This is a genomic window from Bacillus sp. JJ1773, assembly GCF_036962035.1.
Classification (GTDB): domain Bacteria; phylum Bacillota; class Bacilli; order Bacillales; family Cytobacillaceae; genus Cytobacillus.
On the sequence record NZ_JBALNX010000061.1, the window covers coordinates 1 to 20709 of the forward strand.

The window sequence follows — 20709 nt, forward strand, 5'->3', positions numbered from 1 at the left end:
CTAATATTGATTATATGTCTAAATTTAAGGGAGTGAATTTGTAAAATGGTTACATTATACACTTCACCAAGTTGTACTTCTTGCAGAAAAGCGAAATTATGGCTAGAAGAGCATGATATAGCTTATAAAGAAAGAAATATTTTTTCTGAACCGTTGTCAATTGATGAAATAAAAGAAATCCTTCGCATGACAGAGGATGGAACAGACGAAATTATTTCAACGAGATCAAAAACATTCCAGAAGTTGGATGTTAATTTAGAAGCGATGCCTCTTCAAGATTTATTTGAATTAATCAAAAAGAATCCAGGTCTGCTTCGCCGTCCGATCATCATTGATGAAAAGAGACTGCAAGTCGGATATAACGAAGATGAAATTAGACGTTTTCTTCCTAGAAAAGTCCGTACATTCCAGCTTCGTGAAGCACAGCGCTTAGTAAATTAATAGGACAGGGCCTTCTTTCTAATGAAGAGGGTCCTTTTAATATATTTTTAGAAAAGCTATAAAGTTTGTGAAAGCGAAAGAATTTTGCTAAAATGTTAGGACAATTTGTTTTACCCTAATAAGGTGCAAATTTTAAAGCATTGGGTGTTTAATGGTTTTTAAAAAGTTGTGACATTTTAATTCCCTTTATATCCTTTTTATCATAAAATAAAAGTACAAGGTGCAATATCCTACTCCGGAAGGGAGAGTTGCAATATGGAAATTGAAAGAATAAATGATCATACAGTTAAGTTTTATATTTCTTATGGTGATATAGAAGAAAGAGGCTTTGAGCGCGATGAAATTTGGTATAACCGCGAACGCAGCGAAGAACTTTTTTGGGAAATGATGGAGGAAGTCCATGAAGATGAAGAGTTCACTGTGGAAGGTCCATTATGGATTCAAGTTCAGGCATTAGATAAAGGTTTAGAAATTCTTGTTACTAAGGCCCAGCTTTCAAAGGATGGCCAAAAGTTTGAATTGCCCGTACCAGATGAAAAATTAAAGGATATTCCTGTTGATGAGCGAATAGAAGAACTGCTTGATCAGCATTTTAATCCAAATTCGGATGAGGAATTAGAATATGAGGAAAATCTTGATTTTCTTTTGAGTTTTAGAGACTTTGAAGATCTTATTTCACTATCCAAGCAGCATGGCCTTGATTCCATTCCAACAAAGTTATATTCCTTTGAGGGAAGGTACTATTTATTCGTTGAATTTCCTGAGGAAGCCTTCAGTGAAGAGGATGTTGACAATATGCTGTCCATTTTATTGGAATATGGGAACGAAACACAAATTACCATTCATCGCGTTGAGGAATATGGAAAACTAATCATCGCTGAGGATGTATTTGAACAATTAAGATCGTATTTTAAATAGAAAATCCGATTTCAGTTTGAAATCGGTTTTTTTTATGGCAAGTGGTAGGTGAGAAGGTGAAGAACACAGTCAGAATTATCTTATTTCTAGGAATAATGGTGGGTCTTGTTTATCTTTACGATCATTATGTCATGCAAACAGGCGGATATTTAGGCTATATAAGTATTTTGATGTCGTTGTCAGTGATATTTATTGCTTTTGTCATATTTTTAGAAAATCGGCATCCGGCCCAAACTTTGACATGGCTTGTTGTTTTAGGAAGTTTCCCGCTAGTCGGGTTCATTTTCTACATCTTATTCGGGCGAAATTATAAGAAAGAAAAAATGTTTAGACAGAAATACATTCTCGATAAACAAGCTTTTTTAAGGGTGGAAGGAGAGATTGATCCATCTAATGAGGAAAAAATGAAACAGTTGGGGGATCATCAAAGAAAACTTTTTCATTTGGCCCAAAATTTAGGTCATAGTCCAATATCTTTTGCCACACAAACAAAGGTTTTAACAAATGGGGAAGAAACCTTTCAGCATATATTAGAAGCTTTAAAAGAAGCGACTCACCACATTCATTTAGAATATTATATCGTACGTCATGACGAAATTGGTCAAGAAATAAAAAATCTCCTTATCCAAAAGGCTCACGAAGGGGTTAAAGTCCGTTTTCTCTATGATGCAGTTGGTTCGTGGAAATTATCAAATAAATATATTGATGAACTAAAGAAAGCTGGCATCGAAATAATTCCCTTCGGACCTGTTAGACTCCCATTTCTTAGCAGTAAAATAAATTTCCGCAATCATCGCAAGATTATCGTTATAGATGGAAGTATTGGATTTGTAGGCGGGTTAAATATTGGGGATGAATATTTAGGACGAGATGAGAGCTTTGGATTTTGGCGCGATACTCATTTATTAATGAGGGGAGAAGCTGTAAGAAGCCTGCAATTAATTTTTCTCCAAGACTGGTATTATATGACGAACAAAAGCATCATGTCTCCGGAGTATTTATCTCCTGATTTGGAGGAAAGCATCCATGGCGGAGTGCAGCTTATAGCTGGAGGACCAGATAATGAATGGAGCGTAATTAAAAACATCTTTTTCTCCATGATTACTTCAGCTGAAAAATCGGTTTGGATTGCCTCGCCATACTTTATTCCGGATGAAGATATATTTTCTGCACTGAAAATAGCAGCTTTAAGCGGAATTGATGTAAGACTTCTTGTACCGAAGAATCCTGATAAAAGAATTGTATTCTATGCGTCACGTTCGTATTTTCCAGAATTGCTAGAAGCAGGTGTAAAGATCTTTGAATATGAGAAAGGCTTTATGCATAGCAAAATTGTCATCGTTGATGAAGAATTGGCTTCCATTGGGACATCTAATATGGATATGAGAAGTTTTCATTTGAATTTCGAGGTTAATGCTTTTTTATATCGCACTAGAAGTACTGACAAGCTTGTAAGAGAATATCTAAACGATATCCAATGTTCCAAAGAAATAGATTTAGAGAAATTCAAAAATAGGAAGATTGGCTATCGTATTATTGAATCAACGTCAAGACTGTTATCCCCATTTCTATAAAGGAGCTGCACCTTAAAGGTCAGCTCCTTTATTATTTCTGAAAATTTTAAAGGTATATGAAGTAATATGTCGAATAGTAGCCTTTAAAGAAGGGAGATGATTTTTTGTTGGTTTCAAAAACAGAGCAAGGAGAATGGTTTAGTTTAGCAAGTAATCATAGTCATGAAATGCTTAGAGAGTTAAGAAAATGTGAAAGCTTCTATTGTCCAGAGTGTGAGGAGCGGGTCCTATTAAAAGTCGGCACGATAAAAATTCCTCATTTTGCCCATGAAAAAGGAGCAGTCTGCTCGGAAAAGTACGAAAGAGAATCCGAATATCATTTAAAGGGAAAGCTTGCCTTATATAAATGGCTTCAAGAGAAGGGGCTGTCTCCTCAGCTAGAGCCATATTATAAGGAAATTGCTCAGAGGCCTGATATTGGCTTTACGAATAAAGGTGTTTCATATGCGATAGAATATCAATGCTCTACAATTCCAGAAGAACTCTTCGTCAAAAGAACTGAAAGCTATTATCATGCGAATATTACTCCTATATGGATCACAGCTGGCAAAAATATTAAACGTAAAGGTCATAATCTGGTTGCACTTTCGAGATTCGATTATTTATTCGTAACAAAAAGCTCATCTGGAACTTGGCATCTTCCCGCTTACTGTCCAGTTACCGACAACCTCATCCTTATCCAACACATCATGCCCGTTACCGTTAAACATTCCTTAGCACAATTCTCTATAATGACTTTAAACAGCTCACCTATATCAAATCTGCTAAATCCGGGAAGCAGGCGCTCAAGTAGATTAGAAGATTGGATTAAAGAAATTAGAAAGGCAAAGAATATTACGATTCCTCTATACGGGTCCGTCCACAATAAATTCCTCAAAGAACTTTATACTCATTCCTTCACACCTTCTCTGCTTCCGCCTGAGATCGGTTTACCTGTTCCTCACTTACCATTTATTGAAACGCCAGCTGTTGAATGGCAAAGCTACTTATTTATGGATGTACTAAAACAATATAAATCGATTTCGATGGATCAAATTTTACATTCCTTTAAAAGGAGAGTGCGAAATCGTGAGATAAAGATTAGACAGCTTCCCCAAGTTCGAAAGGGAAGTGCCTTGATGGCGGTGAAGGAATATATCGATTTACTTGTCAAAATAAAAACACTCCAGCCTGAAAGCCAAAACTCTTTCAAGATGGTTAAACCGATTATCATACATGAAACAAAAGGAGCCCAGTATGAAAGTGAGAAAATTTTTTATCAATCATATAGGGAAATTATTAGTAAGAGTTTAAGCTGGGTATGATAAAAATATCGATTCAGAAATATAATGAACATAGAAGGGATTTCATTATTGTAAAGCGAAATAATAATTTGCACCCTTTTTCGGTACACGAAATATTGAATGGAGGATGGAAAATGGCAAGTGAAATGGCTGTTAAAAAGCTTCCCGCGAGAAGTGAAATCAATGTTGAGGACACGTGGAAGCTAGAGGATATTTTCCAAAATGATGAAGCATGGGACAAGGAATTCAATGATGTAAAAGCACTAATACCTGGAGCCAGTAAGTTTCAAGGAAAATTAGGGGAAAGTGCTGATTTATTATATGAGGCATTACAATATCAGGACCATTTACTCGAACGTCTTGGCAAGCTCTATACATATGCTCATATGAGGTATGATCAGGATACAACAAATTCTCATTATCAAGGCATGGATGACCGCATAAAGAATTTATATTCACAGGCAGCGAGCAATCTTGCCTATATTGTTCCTGAAATTCTTGCCGTTGATGAAGAAAAGATTAATGGTTTCTTAGAGGAAAAGAAAGAGCTTCAGCTTTACAGGCAATCGTTGGACGAAATTAATTTACAGCGTCCTCATGTGCTCTCTGCTGAACAGGAGGCATTGCTTGCTGAAGCTTCTGAAGTGTTTTCTGCTTCCAGTAATACATTTGGGATGCTTAATAATGCTGATTTGGAATTTCCTTCCATAAAGGATGAAAATGGGGAAGAGGTTGAGGTAACACATGGCCGTTATAGCAGATTCCTTGAAAGTGAAGATCAAAGGGTAAGACATGATGCATTTAAGGCTGTTTATGACACATATGGAAAATTTCGCAATACGTTTGCAAGCACATTAAGCGGAAACGTAAAAATGAATAATTTCAATGCGAGAATTAGAAACTATAGCTCAGCTCGCCATTCAGCCTTAGCTGCTAATAATATTCCAGAATCTGTTTACGATAATCTTGTTCAAACAGTTAATGACAATCTGCATCTGCTGCATCGCTATGTGAAGCTTCGTCAAAAGGTTCTTGCTGTCAATGAGCTTCATATGTATGATCTTTACACACCGCTTGTTAAAGACATCAAAATGGAGGTTAAGTATGATAAAGCTAAAGATTTAATCCTTAAAGGTTTAGCCCCGCTTGGTGAAGATTATTTAAACGTATTGAAAGAAGGCTTTGAAAATCGCTGGGTTGATATTTACGAGAATAAAGGAAAGCGCAGCGGTGCTTATTCATCTGGTTCATATGGAACGCATCCATATATACTGATGAACTGGCAGGATAATATAAATAATTTGTTTACATTGGCACACGAATTTGGCCACTCTGTTCATAGTTATTACACGAGAAAAACTCAAAAGTATCCATATGGCAATTATTCGATCTTCGTTGCAGAGGTTGCTTCAACATGCAATGAAGCGCTATTAAACGATTACTTATTAAAGACAGTGGATGATGATAAGAAGAGAATTTATTTATTAAATCATTATTTAGAAGGCTTTAGAGGCACCGTATTTCGTCAAACGATGTTTGCAGAGTTTGAGCATCTAATTTATCAAAAGGCCCAGAATAATGAAGCTCTTACGGCTGAGGCATTAACAACAGATTATTATGAGCTGAATAAGAAATATTTTGGGGAGGAAAATCTAATCATTGACGAGGAAATAGGATTAGAATGGTCCCGGATTCCTCATTTCTATTACAATTATTATGTTTATCAATATGCGACTGGTTTTAGTGCAGCTACCGCATTAAGTAAACAAATTTTAGAAGAGGGCCAGCCGGCAGTTGATCGTTACATTGACTTCCTAAAGGCTGGAAGCTCCGATTACCCTATAGAGGTGCTAAAGAAAGCTGGGGTAGATATGACAAGCTCTAAACCAGTCGAGGATGCATGTAAAGTATTTGAAGAAAAGCTCAATGAAATGGAAAAATTGCTAGGATAATGAAAATAGGAGAATGAGGTTCTAAACTTCATTCTCCTTTTATATAACAGATTCAAAATCCTTTAAACTTCTTTCGGTCATTAATCGTGATAATGAGAATTAATATGGATAAAAATAAGAGCGGTGAGCTTATATAAAGGGGAAACATCTTCATAAGCGCGAAGAAATTTAAGATAAAGGAAAGAGAAATAAAGACAAACATTAGAACAAAAGGAAGCTTTTTCACCTCGAACTCCTCCTGTTAGATTGTTAAGTGACTTAAAGATAGGCCTAATGGTTATTACATTATATTCAACTGTCCATCTATTATGTAATGTATTTGACAATATTGTGAATAAAAGCACAAACTTATTGTGCTCTCTCTAAATTCATGTTATATTACAGACATGAAGTTGATCACATACAAACACCTACCCCTTGTTTGACCGTGAAAGATTTCTCCCATCCCCTTTTTTTCGTATTATATATAAAAAAAGACCATGCAGACTAAATTAGTTTGCATGGTCTTTTTTGGGGTATAGAGATATAAGAAATGAGTTCAAAATTCATCTAAAGAATTAAACTTCCAAAACATTCCGTACTTAACGGGAATTTGTTCGACTATTTGCTTTAATTGCAGCTTCTTCATTTCGCGGTCTACTTCATTGATCGTCATATTGTAGACAACCGCAATTTCCTTGGAAGCAACAAATTTAAAATACTTTAGAAAGATTTCTAAAGGGGGCGGAGCTGAGCGTTCAGGCTTTTCTACCAGCATTTCATCTAAAATTTGCTCATACACTTCATAAGGATAAACACCAGTAACTTTTATTCCTTCATCCTCGATATTTTCATTAAAAAAGACAAGGGTAGGAATTTCGTGTACATCCATTTCTGCGGTAATTTTTAAGTCACATTGAAAGGCCTTTGCTGCACTATCAGAGTGAATATCAGAAATAAATTCTGCTACATCCAAGCCCACACTTTCTGCACACTCTCTTAATACATCCAGGCTTGAGACATTTTGCTTTTCCAAGAATAACACTTCCTGCAATTTTCGCAAAAACCGTATTCCGGCTCTTCTGCCTTGCAGCTCTGCAGCTTTTATTGCAACTGATGCAAGATGCGGGGATGAAATGGGATTTTCAAACCAAAGGTTCCCGTCACAGGACATTCCTGAACGGCTTGCTGTTTTTTCCCAAAGCTCAGCAATATTTTCGTAGCTATGCTTTCTGCCTATATTTAATGTCGACAATCTTCCGCTTATGACATGCTTAATGGAAAAATAACGACCATACTCAATCATGAGTTTTTTTAAGATGGGTTCAAGGGCCCAGCATTCAGGACAAAGAGGATCAATGAACAAGTACAATTCAAGCGGCTTTTTCTCATTGCCATGACAATGAGGTGATGGCGACTTTGATTCGAATGATTCCTGATTGTTCACAAGTTCTCACCTTTCATCATTTCATTTTCAGATGTATTAATCATATGCTGTGCAGTTAAAAAGAGTCTTGCATAAAAATCTTCTCTTATTTGTCCTTCCAGTTTAACCTCATCCATTGCTTCTGTCATACATGAAAGCCATGCCTTGGCTCTAGTTTCGGTTATTTCGAAAGGCAGATGCCGGGCACGAAGCATCGGATGACCATGTTCAGATGTATATAATGGGGGGCCGCCCAAGTATTGGGTTAAAAATTGCTTTTGCTTTCTTGCCGTTTCCGTTAAATCATCTGGAAAAATAGGAACGAGATCGGGATGTTGTCCCACGCGACGATAAAAAGCTTCCACAAGTAGGTGGAGCTTCTCTTCCCCAATCGCATCGAACGGTGTATGCATTTTCTCGACCATAATAAAAAATCTCCCTTATTTGAGTTATATAATGTTAAGCCTAATAGCAGATATAATGAAAAATGATTAGCAATTGATCAAGTAATCTCTTTTCATTCTATCAATGAGTGATTTTTAACTCAAACAAATAGCTTTCAAAAAATTTCAAGGGAATTTTTTGAAGGGGCAGTCTGCCTTAATTTTTCAACAAAAAATGTCTATTGAAGCAATAGACGAAGGTAAGTTCAGGACAGAAATGCACTCTTAATTTTTCGAACGTAATTAATCGTTTCTTTGAATGGGGGAATCCCACCGTGTTTATCCACATTTCCTGGTCCAGCATTGTAGGCTGCTAAAGCTAGTTCAATATTTTCATCATATTTATTTAGCATTTGACGTAAATATTTCGCTCCGCCAAAAACATTTTCTTGCGGGTCAAAAACATTTTTCACACCTAATTCCTTTGCTGTTTCTGGCATAAGCTGCATTAATCCAGATGCGCCTGCATGGCTAATCGCTGACGGATTAAAATTAGACTCCTGCTTTATGACTGATTTTAACAATTTGGCTGGAATACGATAATGCTCTGATGCTTTTTCAATAATTTCATCAAAAGTTGTGTCCGTTCCGGAACCTGATAGTTTAGTAAGCATGAATGGTGGCAGTGATGGCCTATTTATCACCGGTGAAGGGCTGTTATCGGTATAACTGGTTAACTTCTCAAATTGATTTTCACTTACAGTTGAATCAGGCAAATTCGTTTCTTGTAATAAATGATTCAGCAGCTCCTGAAATACTTGGCTATTTTCTGAAGAAGCTTGAGAAATGTCAAAGTTTTTTAGTGCCTGCAAGTCTAGCATAATTTTTAATTGCTCTACATTCATTTTCTTAGTTCTCCTTTTTAAAAACCAGCTTGCTGATTATATTTTTCTTTATAAAAACGCATAATTTTATTGTCAGTTTTACGTATAGGGATATCTAAATTTAATAGCAGTTCTGAAAACACTTCGAGGCCTTTTTCTCTATTACTTACTTCATATTCTATCTCAAAATCCTCTTTATTTAAATAATAACTATGATCCAATACGATTAATCCATTCCTATAGGCTGTTTCGGCTCTAATTGTTGTTAATGAGCCAAAATACTGCATGAGGTTAGGATCGATCTCCATTGCCTCAATTATATTTCTAATAGATTCAGCCATTATTTTTCCAGTGTTGAACATGTTCTCAGCCATCTCATCAGTAAGATGTTCATTCGTCTCAAGAAGTCCGTCCCCGTGAGGCTGCTTAAGAGTTAATTCAAATTTATTATTCTTTCTTCTAATTCTAAGGGCACAGCCGGCCTTTTTTAATGCAAAATCTTTCGTATCAAAATAATGATTTTCCTGTGTGAAAAAATTTTCATCGTTAAACTGAAAAAAGTTTTTTAACTTGTTGAATTCTTGTTTTGTAAGTATATTTTTTAATTCAATTTCAATTGTTTGCGACAAATTCTTCATTCCTTTCAAAGGGTTACAGTCTAATTATCTCCTTCATAATTGTTTACTGCAATTTTTTTGGGAAATAGATTCTGCTAAATACTTATATTAGGGTTTTATTGCCCGATAATCTGCGATAAAATAAGATAAGTTTGGAGGTAGAAATGATGACAAAAAAAATATCAATAATTGACGCAAGTTTCAAAGTGAATGAAAAGGCAGTTGAAATCAAAGTAGAGGAAGGTTACGCCGTAATTAATTTAAAGCCAATGGAGCAGATGTTAGTTGATTCAGATAATCTTTCCTTTATTTACATAACAGACATGGATGAAGAGTATACATATTTAGCCATCCCGCAAACCATTTGGTCGCAGCTTAAGGAAGCATTGGATTTGGAGTTTAAGGTTTATTTAACAGATGGTAAGGATCGAATCCATCTTCCGGGATTTATAGAAGAGTTCGGCTACCTAATTGAAAATATTAAAGGGAATAGTAATTACGGAGAAGATATGGTTAAAAAAGTCGAAAGCATTTTTTAATCAATTGAATAATCATCCGCCCATACATAATCTAGCCTACATTCCTTTTAAGGCAGATTTTAATTAGACAATATTTTCGGATGAGGTGTTGATGACGTGAAAAATTGGGATCAATTTTTAGCTCCATATAAGCAGGCTGTGGAAGAATTAAAGATAAAGCTTAAAGGAATGCGTAAACAATTTGAACAAGAAGGTACTCACTCGCCAATCGAATTTGTAACGGGAAGAGTAAAGCCTATTGCAAGTATACTTGATAAGGTAAATCAAAAGAGTATTCCATTAGATATATTAGACACGGAATTGCAGGATATTGCAGGACTTCGAATGATGTGTCAGTTTGTAGATGATATTAAAAAGGTTGTTGAATTGTTAAGAAAGCGAAATGACTTTGAAATAGTGGAAGAACGAGATTATATTTCTCATAAGAAGGTAAGCGGCTATCGTTCTTACCATGTTGTCATTCGCTACCCAGTTCAAACGATTAACGGTGAAAAACAGATTTTAGCTGAAATTCAAATTCGTACACTTGCGATGAACTTTTGGGCTACCATTGAACATTCGCTAAATTATAAGTATAAGGGTCAGTTTCCAAAGGATATTCAAATGAGACTTCAAAGGGCAGCAGAGGCAGCCTTCATGCTTGATGAAGAAATGTCGCTAATTCGAGGGGAAATCCAGGAAGCCCAAGCCTTTTTTTCAAGAAATAAAGAACAGCAAGGCAACAACCCTAAGTCACATAAAAGTTAAATGTTTGTAAAGGAGATATTGCGATGAAATTTGCCATTACCTCGAAAGGCGATAATAAATCTAATGCACTCATGCATAAAATGAGAACGTATTTATTGGATTTTGATCTTATTTATGACGAAGAGAAGCCTGATATTGTCGTCTCAATTGGCGGGGATGGCACGTTGTTGTACGCTTTTCATCGTTATACCGGCCGTTTGGACAAAACAGCATTTGTTGGGATTCATACGGGGCATTTAGGCTTTTATGCGGATTGGGTGCCTGAGGAGATTGAGAAACTCGTAATTGCGATTGCGAAAACTCCATTTCAGGTGAGTGAATACCCGTTGCTGGAGGTTATTATTCGATATCAGCATGGGGGCAGAGAAACCCGCTATCTTGCCTTAAATGAATCAACGGTTAAGGCGGTTGATGCCACCCTCGTAATGGATGTAGAAATACGCGGGCAACACTTTGAACGGTTTAGAGGGGATGGGTTATGCGTATCAACTCCTTCGGGGAGCACCGCCTATAATAAAGCATTAGGCGGCGCAATTCTTCATCCTTCCTTATCTGCTATTCAAATTGCGGAAATGGCTTCTATCAATAATAAAGTGTTTCGGACTGTTGGCTCACCGCTAGTTCTTCCCGCACACCATACTTGTATGTTAAAGCCGGTTAATGGCCCTGATTTTCAAATTACAATTGATCATTTAAATCTGCTTCATAAGGATGTAAAATCAATTCAATTCCGGGTGGCCGATGAAAAGATCCGCTTTGCCCGCTTTCGACCGTTTCCTTTCTGGAAAAGAGTTCATGATTCATTTGTGGCTGATTAAAATAGTAATGAAAGAAAAAGGTGGACAAGAATCGGGATGTCAAGGTTTGAACTAATGTGGCACATAACTTCAGAGGACGAAAATAAAAACATCAAAGATTTTTTATATGAAAAGGATATTTCGAAAACGTCTTTAACAGATATTAAATTTAAAGGCGGTTTTATTTCTGTAAATGGAAATGAAACAACGGTCCGTTATTCTCTAAAAGAAGGTGACATCCTGATTATTGGATTTCCAGAAGAAATTCCAAGTGATGGGATTAGAGGGGAAGAGCTTCCGCTAAACATATTGTATGAAGACGACTTTATACTAGTAGTAAATAAGCCTGCTGGCATTAGTACCATACCTTCAAGGGAGCATCCTGACGGCAGCCTCGCAAATGCCTTAATCGGCTATTATCAGCAAATCGGTTTAAACGCAACAACCCATATCGTAACAAGACTTGATCGTGATACATCAGGAATCGTCCTAGTAGCCAAGCATCGGCATATCCATCATTTGTTTAGCAAGCAGCAAAAAGCTGGAATGATAAACAGAGAATATGAAGCGCTTGCTAAAGGGGTCCTGAAAGAAGAGAGCGGTGTTATTAGGCAGCCAATAGCAAGAAAGAAGGATAGTATTATTGAAAGAGAAGTTAATCCAGAAGGGCAATATGCCTGCACTCATTATGAGGTCATTCGTATATATCGGGACTTTACTTATCTAAAGCTAAGACTTGAAACAGGGCGTACCCATCAAATCCGAGTGCATATGTCTTATTTAGGCCATCCATTGCTCGGAGATGATCTCTATGGTGGAAATCTTGACTTGCTTTCACACCAGGCACTGCATTGCAGCAAGCTTTCGTTTGTTCATCCCATTACGGAAGAAAAGCTGACTTTTAATCAGGAATTGCCTGATGATATGAGAAAAATACTTCAGATGGAGGGTGACTGTTAGTAATGGTCACCCTTTACTTTTGTAAGAGCTAAATCTTTCGAAACTTTTCTTCAACAAGCGGCAATGTTGATGGTACGGACACAATCTCCATTTCTGGGTATTTTAGAGCGGATAATTTGTTTCCAAATACAGCACCTGTATCGATATTGTATGTATTATTCACGATCCTGACCTCCTTTACAGGTGTGTGACCATACACAATTACCGCTTTTCCATGATAGGCTTGAGCCCAATCTCTTCGGACAGGCGAGCCGTCTGGATTTTTTTCTCCTGTAATATCTCCATATAGTACGAAGGTTTTTACCTTTTCAGAATGCTGGCCAATATAGTCTTCACGTATGCCTGCATGGGCAATGATTAGCTTCCCTCCATCTAGCACAGCATAAAGCGGAGCATCCTCATACAGGTTCATAAATTTTTCTCGAATAGCCTGTTGATTTTTCTTATCAAGAGAATCATATTCGGCAGCGGTCGTTTCAAGGCCATGGGTAAGCTGAACTTTATTCCCCAAGAAGAAGCGGTATAGCTTGTTGCAATGATTTCCAGGTACATAATATGCGTAACCTCCGCTAACAAGCCTGCAAACAATTTCCGCCACTTTTAAAGAGTGTGGACCACGATCTGTTAAATCTCCTACGAATGCTAATTTTCTGCTTTTGTCGTGAATGGGTATGCCCTTCTCCCAGCTGTAGCCAAGCTTAATGGTCAGCTCATTAAATTCATGAAAACATCCGTGAATATCTCCTATAATATCAAGCTTCATACGTAACTCCTTTTTTACTTTTATCATATCAATAAAGGCGATTCTTATCCTGATTATCTACTCAAAATAGTTAAATTTTATTGCTTCATAAAATGGTTAGCTAAGGTTAATTCATGATATAAAAGGGTAAAGAGGGGAAAGTATGGGGAGATATTCTTTTATCATAAGTTAAGCTAGATAAATGGTTATGTTTTTGCTTAAATCAAGCGACAAGGATGTTATAATTTGCTAGTATTATGGAGTATTCAGGCGTATATGCTTGATGAAGAGAGGGGGCTGTGAAATATGGAGGAAGCTTTAAGTGAGAAAGCCACTCATCATATGGACAGGGAATTGCTCATCAATTCTTTACAAAATGAAGATATAGAAAAATTCCGGGATGAATTTCTAGAGCTGCATCCTTATGATCAGGCTTCATTTTTTAAGGAATTAGATGAAGACACGCGTGAAAGAATTTATCATTATCTTTCCCCAGAAGAAATGGCAACATTATTTGAAAACTTAGAAATAGATGATGAAAGCTATCAAGATGTCTTGGCAGAAATGAATCCAAACTATGCAGCTGAAATGATTTCAAAAATGTACGTTGATGATGCAGTTGATGTCTTAAATGAGCTTGAAAAGGATCAGGTTGTCAGTTATTTAACGATTATGGATGAAGAAGCAGCACAGGAAATCAAAGATCTGCTTCATTATGAGGAATATACAGCCGGAAGTATCATGACAACTGACTTTGTTTCCATTGCTTCCAATCAGACGGTTCGGTCTGCCATGTATATATTAAAAAAAGAAGCGCCAAAGGCAGAAACGATTTACTATATCTATGTTCTTGATGAAGAAGAGAGACTAGCAGGAGTCATTTCCCTTAGAGATTTAATTGTGAATGATGATGACACAATGATTTCAGAAATAACAAATGAAAGAATCGTCTCGGTATCCGTTGGCGATGATCAGGAAGAAGTTGCGCGAAAAATAAAAGATTATAATTTTCTAGCGCTGCCTGTTGTCGACTTTCAAAACCATCTGTTAGGAATCATAACGGTTGATGACATTATGGATGTTATGGAAGAAGAGGCATCTGATGATTACTCGAAGCTTGCTGCAGTGTCAGATATGGATACAATTGACCGCAGTCCTTTTTCAGCTGCCCGCAAAAGGCTGCCATGGCTAATTATCCTCCTGTATTTAGGGATGGGAACGGCAAGCCTTGCTGCTCGTTTTGAAGCAACGCTGGAGAAGGCGGCCATATTAGGGGCATTCATAACTTTAATTGCCGGAATGGCTGGAAATACTGGAACACAGGCATTAGCCGTTGTTGTTCGTGGGATTGCAACCGGTGATTTGGAAAAAGAAAGCAAGCTCAAGTTAATTTATCGAGAAGCTGGTACTGGCTTAATCACTGGTACAATTTGTGGAGTCCTTGTCACGGTAACCATTTTTATTTGGAAAGGGAATTTATATTTAGGAATATTAGTTGGAGTTTCTATTTTTTGCACCTTAATTATTGCAACTTTAGCTGGTGCGATCATTCCGTTAGCTATGCACAAATTCAAAATTGACCCAGCTGTTGCTTCAGGTCCCTTCATTACCACAATCAATGATATTATCAGTATTTTAATTTACTTTACTATCGCAAATATGTTTTTGGGGTTTTTACCTAAATAGGTGCCAGACACCAGTTGTGGACACTTGCTGATTGAAGGAGTGATTAGATGGAAGAACATGGTGTTTCGTTAGCTTCTTTGGTCATTGTGATCGTAATAGCTTTCCTAACACCGATATTATTGCATCGGTTAAAGATCCATTTCATACCCGTTGTCGTTGCGGAAATTTTGATGGGGCTTTTGATTGGGAAAAGCGGCTTTAATCTTGTTCAGCCAGATATGTGGCTTGAAACGCTTTCAACACTTGGCTTTATTTTTCTAATGTTTCTTAGCGGCCTAGAAATTGACTTTACTGCATTCTCTAGTAATAAGAAGCGGGAAAAGCTGCCAAGCGGTAAATTAGAGCCGAACTCATTTTCTGCATCGTTTATTATATTTGCTGGGATATTTCTTGTTTCATTGGGGCTTTCCTATTTATTTGTAATAGCCGGATTTATTGAAAATGCTTTTTTGATGACCTTAATTATCTCTACTATTTCATTAGGTGTTGTCGTCCCAACTTTAAAGGAAGCTCATCTCATGAAGACTGGCATAGGCCAAATTATTCTATTGGTTGCTGTTATTGCTGACCTAGTCACAATGATTTTACTAGCCGTATTTGTTTCTCTTTATGATGGCGGAGAAGGCAATGTGTGGTTATTGCTTATTCTTTTTGCTGCAGGAGTCCTCTTATATTTTATTGGAAGACGATTCAAAAACGGAAATTTTTTCGAGGCTATGTCGACTGGGACTGTTCAAATAGGCACGAGAGCTGTATTCACCTTAATCATCCTGCTCGTTGCATTATCTGAATCAGTGGGGGCAGAGAATATTCTCGGCGCCTTCCTTGCAGGCGTGCTTGTATCCTTGCTAGCTCCTAATCAGGAAATGATTCATAAGCTTGACTCTTTCGGTTATGGCTTTTTAATTCCAATATTTTTCGTAATGGTCGGTGTTGATCTAAACATTTGGTCATTATTGAGCGATGAAAAAATGCTCTTGCTAATACCTCTCTTGCTTATTGCCTTGCTAGTTTCGAAGCTTGTACCTGTCTACTTATTAAAGAGATGGTATGATATGAAAACGGTTATGGCTTCAGGTTTTCTTTTGACATCGACTTTATCATTAGTTATTGCCTCTGCAACGATTGGCGAGAGAATTGGTGTTATTACGGCCGAAATGAGCGGAACATTAATCTTAGTTGCTGTTATTACGAGTGTATTTACCCCTGTTGTCTTTAAAAAATTATTCCCAAGGGAAGCAAATACTCAAAAATCATTAACAGTGGCATTTATCGGTGCAAATCAACTGACACTCCCAGTATATCGGGAACTTCATTCAAGCCATTATAAGACGACCCTTTATCATAAAAAACGAGAGAAGGCAGATAAAAATTTAGCGGATTCCTTATTCGATATTGTGGAACTAGACAACTATTTAATTGAAACGCTAGAAGAGCAGAATGTTTTACAATCAGATATTGTTGTAATCTCAACTGGAGATGAGGAATTAAATGCTACACTTGCCATTGCCGTTAAGGAACAGGGAGTGGAGCGGGTCATATGCCGACTTGAAAGCCCCGACCTTCAAGAAAGTATGAAGGAGCATAACATCGAAGTTTTTTCAGTATTATTGTCACAAAAAACCTTGCTAAGAGCATTAATCGAAACACCAAGTGTTATGGATATATTAACAAATCAGGAAAATGCATTGTATGAAATCGAAATGCTTAATGAACAATTTAATGGCATGACTTTAAGAGAGTTTCCTTTTACGGGGGATGTCATTATTGTGAGGATTTTTAGGGGACTTGATTCCATTGTTCCACATGGGGAAACGGAGCTCCATATAAACGATCGTTTAATTGTGACTGGAACAAAAAAATATGTCGATGATTTAAAACGGGAGCTTGAATTTTGTGAATGGTGCTGAATAGAATCATTTTCAACTCCTTTCTTTCCTTTTTCTAAATATTATAGTAAAATTAGTACTAGGTACTAATAACATGTAACAATACTTAGGGGGCTGGAAAGAATGACTCTTTCTTTAAATGGAAAAACCTTTGTTGTCATGGGTGTAGCAAATAAGCGCAGTATCGCATGGGGGATTGCTAGATCCCTTCATAATGCAGGCGCCCGATTAATTTTTACTTATGCGGGTGAACGCCTGGAGGGAAGTGTTCGTGAGTTAGCTGAATCCCTTGAGGGGGCAAATTCCCTTGTTTTGCCTTGTGACGTAACAAATGATCAGGATATTGACAAATGCTTCGCAGAAATTAAAGAGCAAGTTGGCACAATTCACGGACTTGCACATTGTATTGCTTTTGCTAACAAAGAGGAGCTTCAAGGCGATTACATGAATACTACGAGAGACGGATTTTTACTGGCACACAACATTAGTTCCTACTCTTTAACTGCTGTAGCGAAGGTTGCGAAGGATTTAATGACTGAGGGAGGAAGCATCGTTACCTTAACGTATTTAGGCGGTGAGCGTGCAATCAAAAACTATAACGTCATGGGTGTTGCGAAAGCTTCTCTTGATGCGAGTGTTAAATATTTAGCCAATGATCTTGGTAAAGCCGGTATTCGAGTCAATTCTATTTCTGCAGGTCCAATTAGGACACTTTCTGCAAAAGGGGTAAGTGATTTCAATTTAGTCCTTAAGGAGATTGAAGAGCGATCTCCACTACGGAGAACAACTACACCTGAAGAGGTTGGCGATACGGCTGCATTCCTTTTTAGTGATTTATCCCGTGGTATTACTGGTGAAAATATTCACGTTGATTCCGGTTTTCATATCCTGTAATATAACAGCCCGTTTCCATGTGAAACGGGTTTTTCTTTTTGCCTACAGCAATAATATCGTCACCTTTTCCCTCCAAATGGAAACGAAAGCATATTATTTGCATACTTATAAATGAACCCATTTGTTATGGAGGTAGATAATCATGCTAAAAAAGAATGAGAAAGAACCCTTTTTCCATATTTTGCAGCCAACAATACAATTCCCTAAGGCCAATATGCAGGAAGTTTACACAAACAAAAAAGAAGATAATGATGTGACCCCGCATTCGTCTCATACTTTACTAGAACCTGATGAAATGGAGGAGAAAGAGGGAAGTCCTGCACACTTACATGATTCTGGTGAAGTACAGAATGAGGAAGTGAAGGAAAGTACAAAGGCTACAGAAATAATTGAGGAATTCGAAGCTGAAAACAGAGAAACACAAGAGGATAAGCCTTTCACGCCACATATTAAAAAAATGCCGAGCCTATCTTTTAAACGGCTTAAGAGCTTTAAAGCAATGAATACCGAGGAACGTTTAAATTATTTATTGAACTTTCCTAAACAGCTTCCACCCGTCCCTTGTACGTTTGAAACGGATGCGAGCAGCTTTCGAGGGGTATTGATTGGAAAAACAGAGGAAATGATTGAAATCAAGTTATTAGATGGTAAAACGAAAGAACTTCATATTCAATCAATCAAAGAAATCCGAATGGTTGGATTAAGAAAATAGCATAAAAAAATAGCCAGCCGTTTTAAACGACTGGCTTCTTTTTTCATTAATGTTATTCGCAAATATTTAAATCTACGTCAGCAATACATTGGACTGCACAGAAGCAGCTAAGGTCAACTGTAATGCAGTCTCCTGTACTGCGGAAAAAGTCAACATCGCATACTGCATTTAAGTCAATGACGCCATCTTTTACAAGGTTTACTGGCTTAAATCTTTGCATTTGCTGATTTTGATTCTGTCCTTGTTGGTCTTTATCTCCCTTGCTTTCCATTTTAACCGGTTCTAGGACACGAAGGACTGCACAGCAGTTATCAAATACATCTTCAACCCTGAAGAAGATGGAGACACATGCTTGATCTTTGTCTTTGCTATCTCTTCCCATACCCATACCCATTCTAGTTCTATTATTGGTGAAAAAAGCATGGAAAGGTGTTCCATCATCAGTGCTAAGGACAATAACGCGTGTATCCGGGCGCATTGGTCTTCCCTTTGCAGCAGGTGAGATAGCTCCAAGCGGTTCTAGAAAGCAGTTGGAAGGGCATTGGCATTCTTCTTCTGCATTTTCTTGAATATCTTTTATCGCACGGACTACTTCACATACACAGCCCTGATTGTGATTTTTGAAGTTGTCGTCTTTTTTTCCACAACCCATTATAGTTTCCTCCTTATTTGATTCTTGTGATACTACACTAATAACATATTGCTGAAGTGCCCTATGGGTTACGGACAAACGCCTTGTTTTATTAAAAAATAGGCAATTTTTTTACGAAAGGATGGAAATAGCTTGGAATTATCCTTAATGGAATTATTGATACTAGCCCTGGCAAGCTTTAGACTAACTAGGTTATTGGTCTATGACAAAATAACTGAATTTTTAAGAAGTCCTTTTTTTGATGAATTAGAGGAGAAAAATGAAGCTGGAGGCATTGATATTTATGTTACTCCGAAAAAAGGCGGCATTCGCGGATTTATCGGTGAATTGCTAAGCTGCTACTGGTGTACGGGTGTTTGGACATCTATTTTCGTGTGTGTTGTGTATATATACTTTATGTCATTAGCTATTCCTATCCTTATTATTCTTGCTGTGGCAGGGCTGGCATCCATTATTGAAACAATTGTTCAAAAAATGCTAAATGAATAACCAATATAGGCCGCTGATTTACACAAGCTTAAACTGTTGCTCATATATTATATGAAGGGAACTAGTAAATGCCAGCGAAATGTGGGTAAAGAAAGGTCAAGTATGAACCATAAGAATGAAACTTAATAAGGGGTGAGAGTAATATGTATAAAAAAAGTTCTGTACTAATAAAGAATCAAGCAAATCAACCAAATCAACCAAATCAACCAAATCAACCAAATCAACCAAATCAACCAACAAAGAAGAAAAAAGGTTGTGGATGCGGGAAGACAACGAAAAAAACAAAGTAATTGCACACAGTCGGAAATTCCGGCTGTTTTTTTAATGTCTGGCTTCAGGTTGCTTTTTATTTACATAATTTGGTGGTTTGTAAATTCATAAATTTTCTATGAATCGTGGACAATAAATGAAGAAATGCTTCACTTCATTCAGCAAAAAGTCTTCTATTTCTATAAGTCAGAGATGATTGTCTAAAACATCTAATTCAGTCGGGGTTCAAACTCTGGCTGAATGAAGTGAAGCCTCCGGCGGATGCCTCAGATTTTTTAGAGGAAATTATCGAGCCAGCTCGATAAAAATCTGGGCGCAATTTCGCCGAGGCGAAATTGATTTATGAAGCTGCTTGTGATAACGGACGAAAAAGGAAGGGAAGATTTATGAGGACAAAATTTTGCATTATTATGTTCATATTTGCTGCAGGATTATCAGGCTGTGGGATAGGGACTGACGAGCCGAAAAAGAGTGAGCTGGCGTTAGTGAAAACGACAAATCCAAGTCCGGCATTACTTGAAAGCAACACGGAAGAAAAGCTTGATTTAGTGGAAAGCATTAAACAAGACATCAGTTCTATGAAAGAAATATATGATGTTGCGGTCTTAAAAGGAAAAAAGGATACGCTAGTAGCCTATAAGGTAAAGCATATGTACCGGTTTCAAATGAAAAAAATCGAGAAGAGAATGTCGGATATGCTGGAGAAAAAATACAAGGACGAAAAATTCACGGTCTCCAGTGATTATAAAATTTTCCTTGAAGCTATAAAGCTAAATGAAAGAATGAAAGACCCGAATTTCACAGATAAAAAAGCAAATCAAAAATTACAAGAAATAATTAGGCTTAAACAAGAAATGGCATAGAAAGGAGAATAT

The 20709-nt window shown here is 37.1% G+C and carries 23 protein-coding genes; 16 read left to right on the forward strand and 7 right to left on the reverse strand.

Features of this window, described 5'->3' with window-relative positions; all coding sequences use genetic code 11:
* The first annotated feature begins 45 nt into the window (after positions 1-45).
* The 5 genes from spxA to pepF all read left to right on the forward strand — a co-directional run bounded on the left by spxA (position 46) and on the right by pepF (position 6168).
* Complete coding sequence (spxA, locus tag V7127_RS18155; protein ID WP_335345696.1) at positions 46-441, forward strand: transcriptional regulator SpxA; 396 nt, start codon at positions 46-48, stop codon at positions 439-441.
* 255 nt (positions 442-696) lie between these two features.
* The gene (gene mecA, locus V7127_RS18160; protein WP_335345695.1) at positions 697-1359 is read left to right on the forward strand and encodes an adaptor protein MecA; all 663 of its coding nucleotides are present in this window, start codon (positions 697-699) and stop codon (positions 1357-1359) included.
* 56 nt (positions 1360-1415) lie between these two features.
* Entirely contained in the window at positions 1416-2933 is a 1518-nt protein-coding gene (cls, locus tag V7127_RS18165; RefSeq protein ID WP_335345694.1) for a cardiolipin synthase, read from the forward strand.
* Positions 2934-3037: 104 nt separating this feature from the next.
* Positions 3038-4237, forward strand: coding sequence for a competence protein CoiA (locus V7127_RS18170; RefSeq protein WP_335488423.1), 1200 nt, complete (start codon positions 3038-3040; stop codon positions 4235-4237).
* A 113-nt stretch (positions 4238-4350) separates the two neighbouring features.
* The gene (pepF, locus tag V7127_RS18175; protein ID WP_335488426.1) at positions 4351-6168 is read left to right on the forward strand and encodes an oligoendopeptidase F; all 1818 of its coding nucleotides are present in this window, start codon (positions 4351-4353) and stop codon (positions 6166-6168) included.
* 52 nt (positions 6169-6220) lie between these two features.
* Here the strand turns inward: pepF and V7127_RS18180 are convergent, their stop codons facing one another.
* From V7127_RS18180 to V7127_RS18200, 5 genes are all read right to left on the reverse strand, one after another.
* Complete coding sequence (locus V7127_RS18180; protein ID WP_438824028.1) at positions 6221-6370, reverse strand: hypothetical protein; 150 nt, start codon at positions 6368-6370, stop codon at positions 6221-6223.
* 336 nt (positions 6371-6706) lie between these two features.
* Positions 6707-7594, reverse strand: a complete 888-nt coding sequence (locus V7127_RS18185) for a ClpXP adapter SpxH family protein (RefSeq protein ID WP_335345691.1) — start codon at positions 7592-7594, stop codon at positions 6707-6709.
* Positions 7591-7998: a globin gene (locus tag V7127_RS18190; RefSeq protein ID WP_335354056.1), complete on the reverse strand. Its 408-nt coding sequence runs from the start codon at positions 7996-7998 to the stop codon at positions 7591-7593. The genes V7127_RS18185 and V7127_RS18190 overlap by 4 nt, the downstream gene beginning before the upstream one ends.
* Before the next feature lie 224 nt (positions 7999-8222).
* On the reverse strand, positions 8223-8861 hold the full coding sequence (locus V7127_RS18195; protein ID WP_335354055.1) for a lytic transglycosylase domain-containing protein: 639 nt from the start codon (positions 8859-8861) through the stop codon (positions 8223-8225).
* A 17-nt stretch (positions 8862-8878) separates the two neighbouring features.
* The gene (locus V7127_RS18200; protein ID WP_335488445.1) at positions 8879-9469 is read right to left on the reverse strand and encodes a CYTH domain-containing protein; all 591 of its coding nucleotides are present in this window, start codon (positions 9467-9469) and stop codon (positions 8879-8881) included.
* A gap of 152 nt (positions 9470-9621) precedes the next feature.
* On the opposite strand from V7127_RS18200, the gene V7127_RS18205 reads away from it, so the two are divergent.
* The 4 genes from V7127_RS18205 to V7127_RS18220 all read left to right on the forward strand — a co-directional run bounded on the left by V7127_RS18205 (position 9622) and on the right by V7127_RS18220 (position 12500).
* A complete protein-coding gene (locus V7127_RS18205; RefSeq protein ID WP_335354053.1) occupies positions 9622-9996 on the forward strand; it encodes a hypothetical protein in 375 nt (124 codons plus the stop codon).
* Positions 9997-10092: 96 nt separating this feature from the next.
* Complete coding sequence (locus V7127_RS18210) at positions 10093-10743, forward strand: GTP pyrophosphokinase (protein ID WP_335345686.1); 651 nt, start codon at positions 10093-10095, stop codon at positions 10741-10743.
* Positions 10744-10766: 23 nt separating this feature from the next.
* Positions 10767-11561, forward strand: a complete 795-nt coding sequence (locus tag V7127_RS18215; RefSeq protein ID WP_335345685.1) for an NAD kinase — start codon at positions 10767-10769, stop codon at positions 11559-11561.
* Positions 11562-11597: 36 nt separating this feature from the next.
* Complete coding sequence (locus tag V7127_RS18220) at positions 11598-12500, forward strand: RluA family pseudouridine synthase (RefSeq protein WP_335488430.1); 903 nt, start codon at positions 11598-11600, stop codon at positions 12498-12500.
* 28 nt (positions 12501-12528) lie between these two features.
* Here V7127_RS18220 and prpE read toward each other — a convergent pair whose 3' ends face one another.
* A complete protein-coding gene (prpE, locus tag V7127_RS18225; RefSeq protein WP_335354052.1) occupies positions 12529-13263 on the reverse strand; it encodes a bis(5'-nucleosyl)-tetraphosphatase PrpE in 735 nt (244 codons plus the stop codon).
* Positions 13264-13584: 321 nt separating this feature from the next.
* Between prpE and mgtE the strand changes: the two genes are divergently transcribed.
* The 4 genes from mgtE to V7127_RS18245 all read left to right on the forward strand — a co-directional run bounded on the left by mgtE (position 13585) and on the right by V7127_RS18245 (position 18423).
* Positions 13585-14928, forward strand: coding sequence for a magnesium transporter (mgtE, locus tag V7127_RS18230; protein ID WP_438824029.1), 1344 nt, complete (start codon positions 13585-13587; stop codon positions 14926-14928).
* 47 nt (positions 14929-14975) lie between these two features.
* The gene (locus V7127_RS18235) at positions 14976-16838 is read left to right on the forward strand and encodes a monovalent cation:proton antiporter family protein (protein WP_335354050.1); all 1863 of its coding nucleotides are present in this window, start codon (positions 14976-14978) and stop codon (positions 16836-16838) included.
* A 102-nt stretch (positions 16839-16940) separates the two neighbouring features.
* Positions 16941-17711 carry an enoyl-ACP reductase FabI gene (gene fabI / locus V7127_RS18240; protein ID WP_335345679.1) on the forward strand — a complete coding sequence of 257 codons (771 nt, stop codon included), beginning with the start codon at positions 16941-16943 and terminating at the stop codon, positions 17709-17711.
* 142 nt (positions 17712-17853) lie between these two features.
* Positions 17854-18423 carry a CotO family spore coat protein gene (locus V7127_RS18245; protein ID WP_335488433.1) on the forward strand — a complete coding sequence of 190 codons (570 nt, stop codon included), beginning with the start codon at positions 17854-17856 and terminating at the stop codon, positions 18421-18423.
* Between the two features lie 52 nt (positions 18424-18475).
* Here V7127_RS18245 and V7127_RS18250 read toward each other — a convergent pair whose 3' ends face one another.
* Entirely contained in the window at positions 18476-19075 is a 600-nt protein-coding gene (locus V7127_RS18250; protein ID WP_335345677.1) for a CotY/CotZ family spore coat protein, read from the reverse strand.
* Between the two features lie 132 nt (positions 19076-19207).
* On the opposite strand from V7127_RS18250, the gene V7127_RS18255 reads away from it, so the two are divergent.
* From V7127_RS18255 to V7127_RS18265, 3 genes are all read left to right on the forward strand, one after another.
* On the forward strand, positions 19208-19564 hold the full coding sequence (locus V7127_RS18255) for a DUF1360 domain-containing protein (RefSeq protein ID WP_335345676.1): 357 nt from the start codon (positions 19208-19210) through the stop codon (positions 19562-19564).
* A 143-nt stretch (positions 19565-19707) separates the two neighbouring features.
* The gene (locus V7127_RS18260; protein ID WP_335488436.1) at positions 19708-19854 is read left to right on the forward strand and encodes a hypothetical protein; all 147 of its coding nucleotides are present in this window, start codon (positions 19708-19710) and stop codon (positions 19852-19854) included.
* Positions 19855-20220: 366 nt separating this feature from the next.
* The gene (locus V7127_RS18265; protein WP_335354048.1) at positions 20221-20697 is read left to right on the forward strand and encodes a sporulation protein; all 477 of its coding nucleotides are present in this window, start codon (positions 20221-20223) and stop codon (positions 20695-20697) included.
* Positions 20698-20709 lie beyond the last annotated feature (12 nt).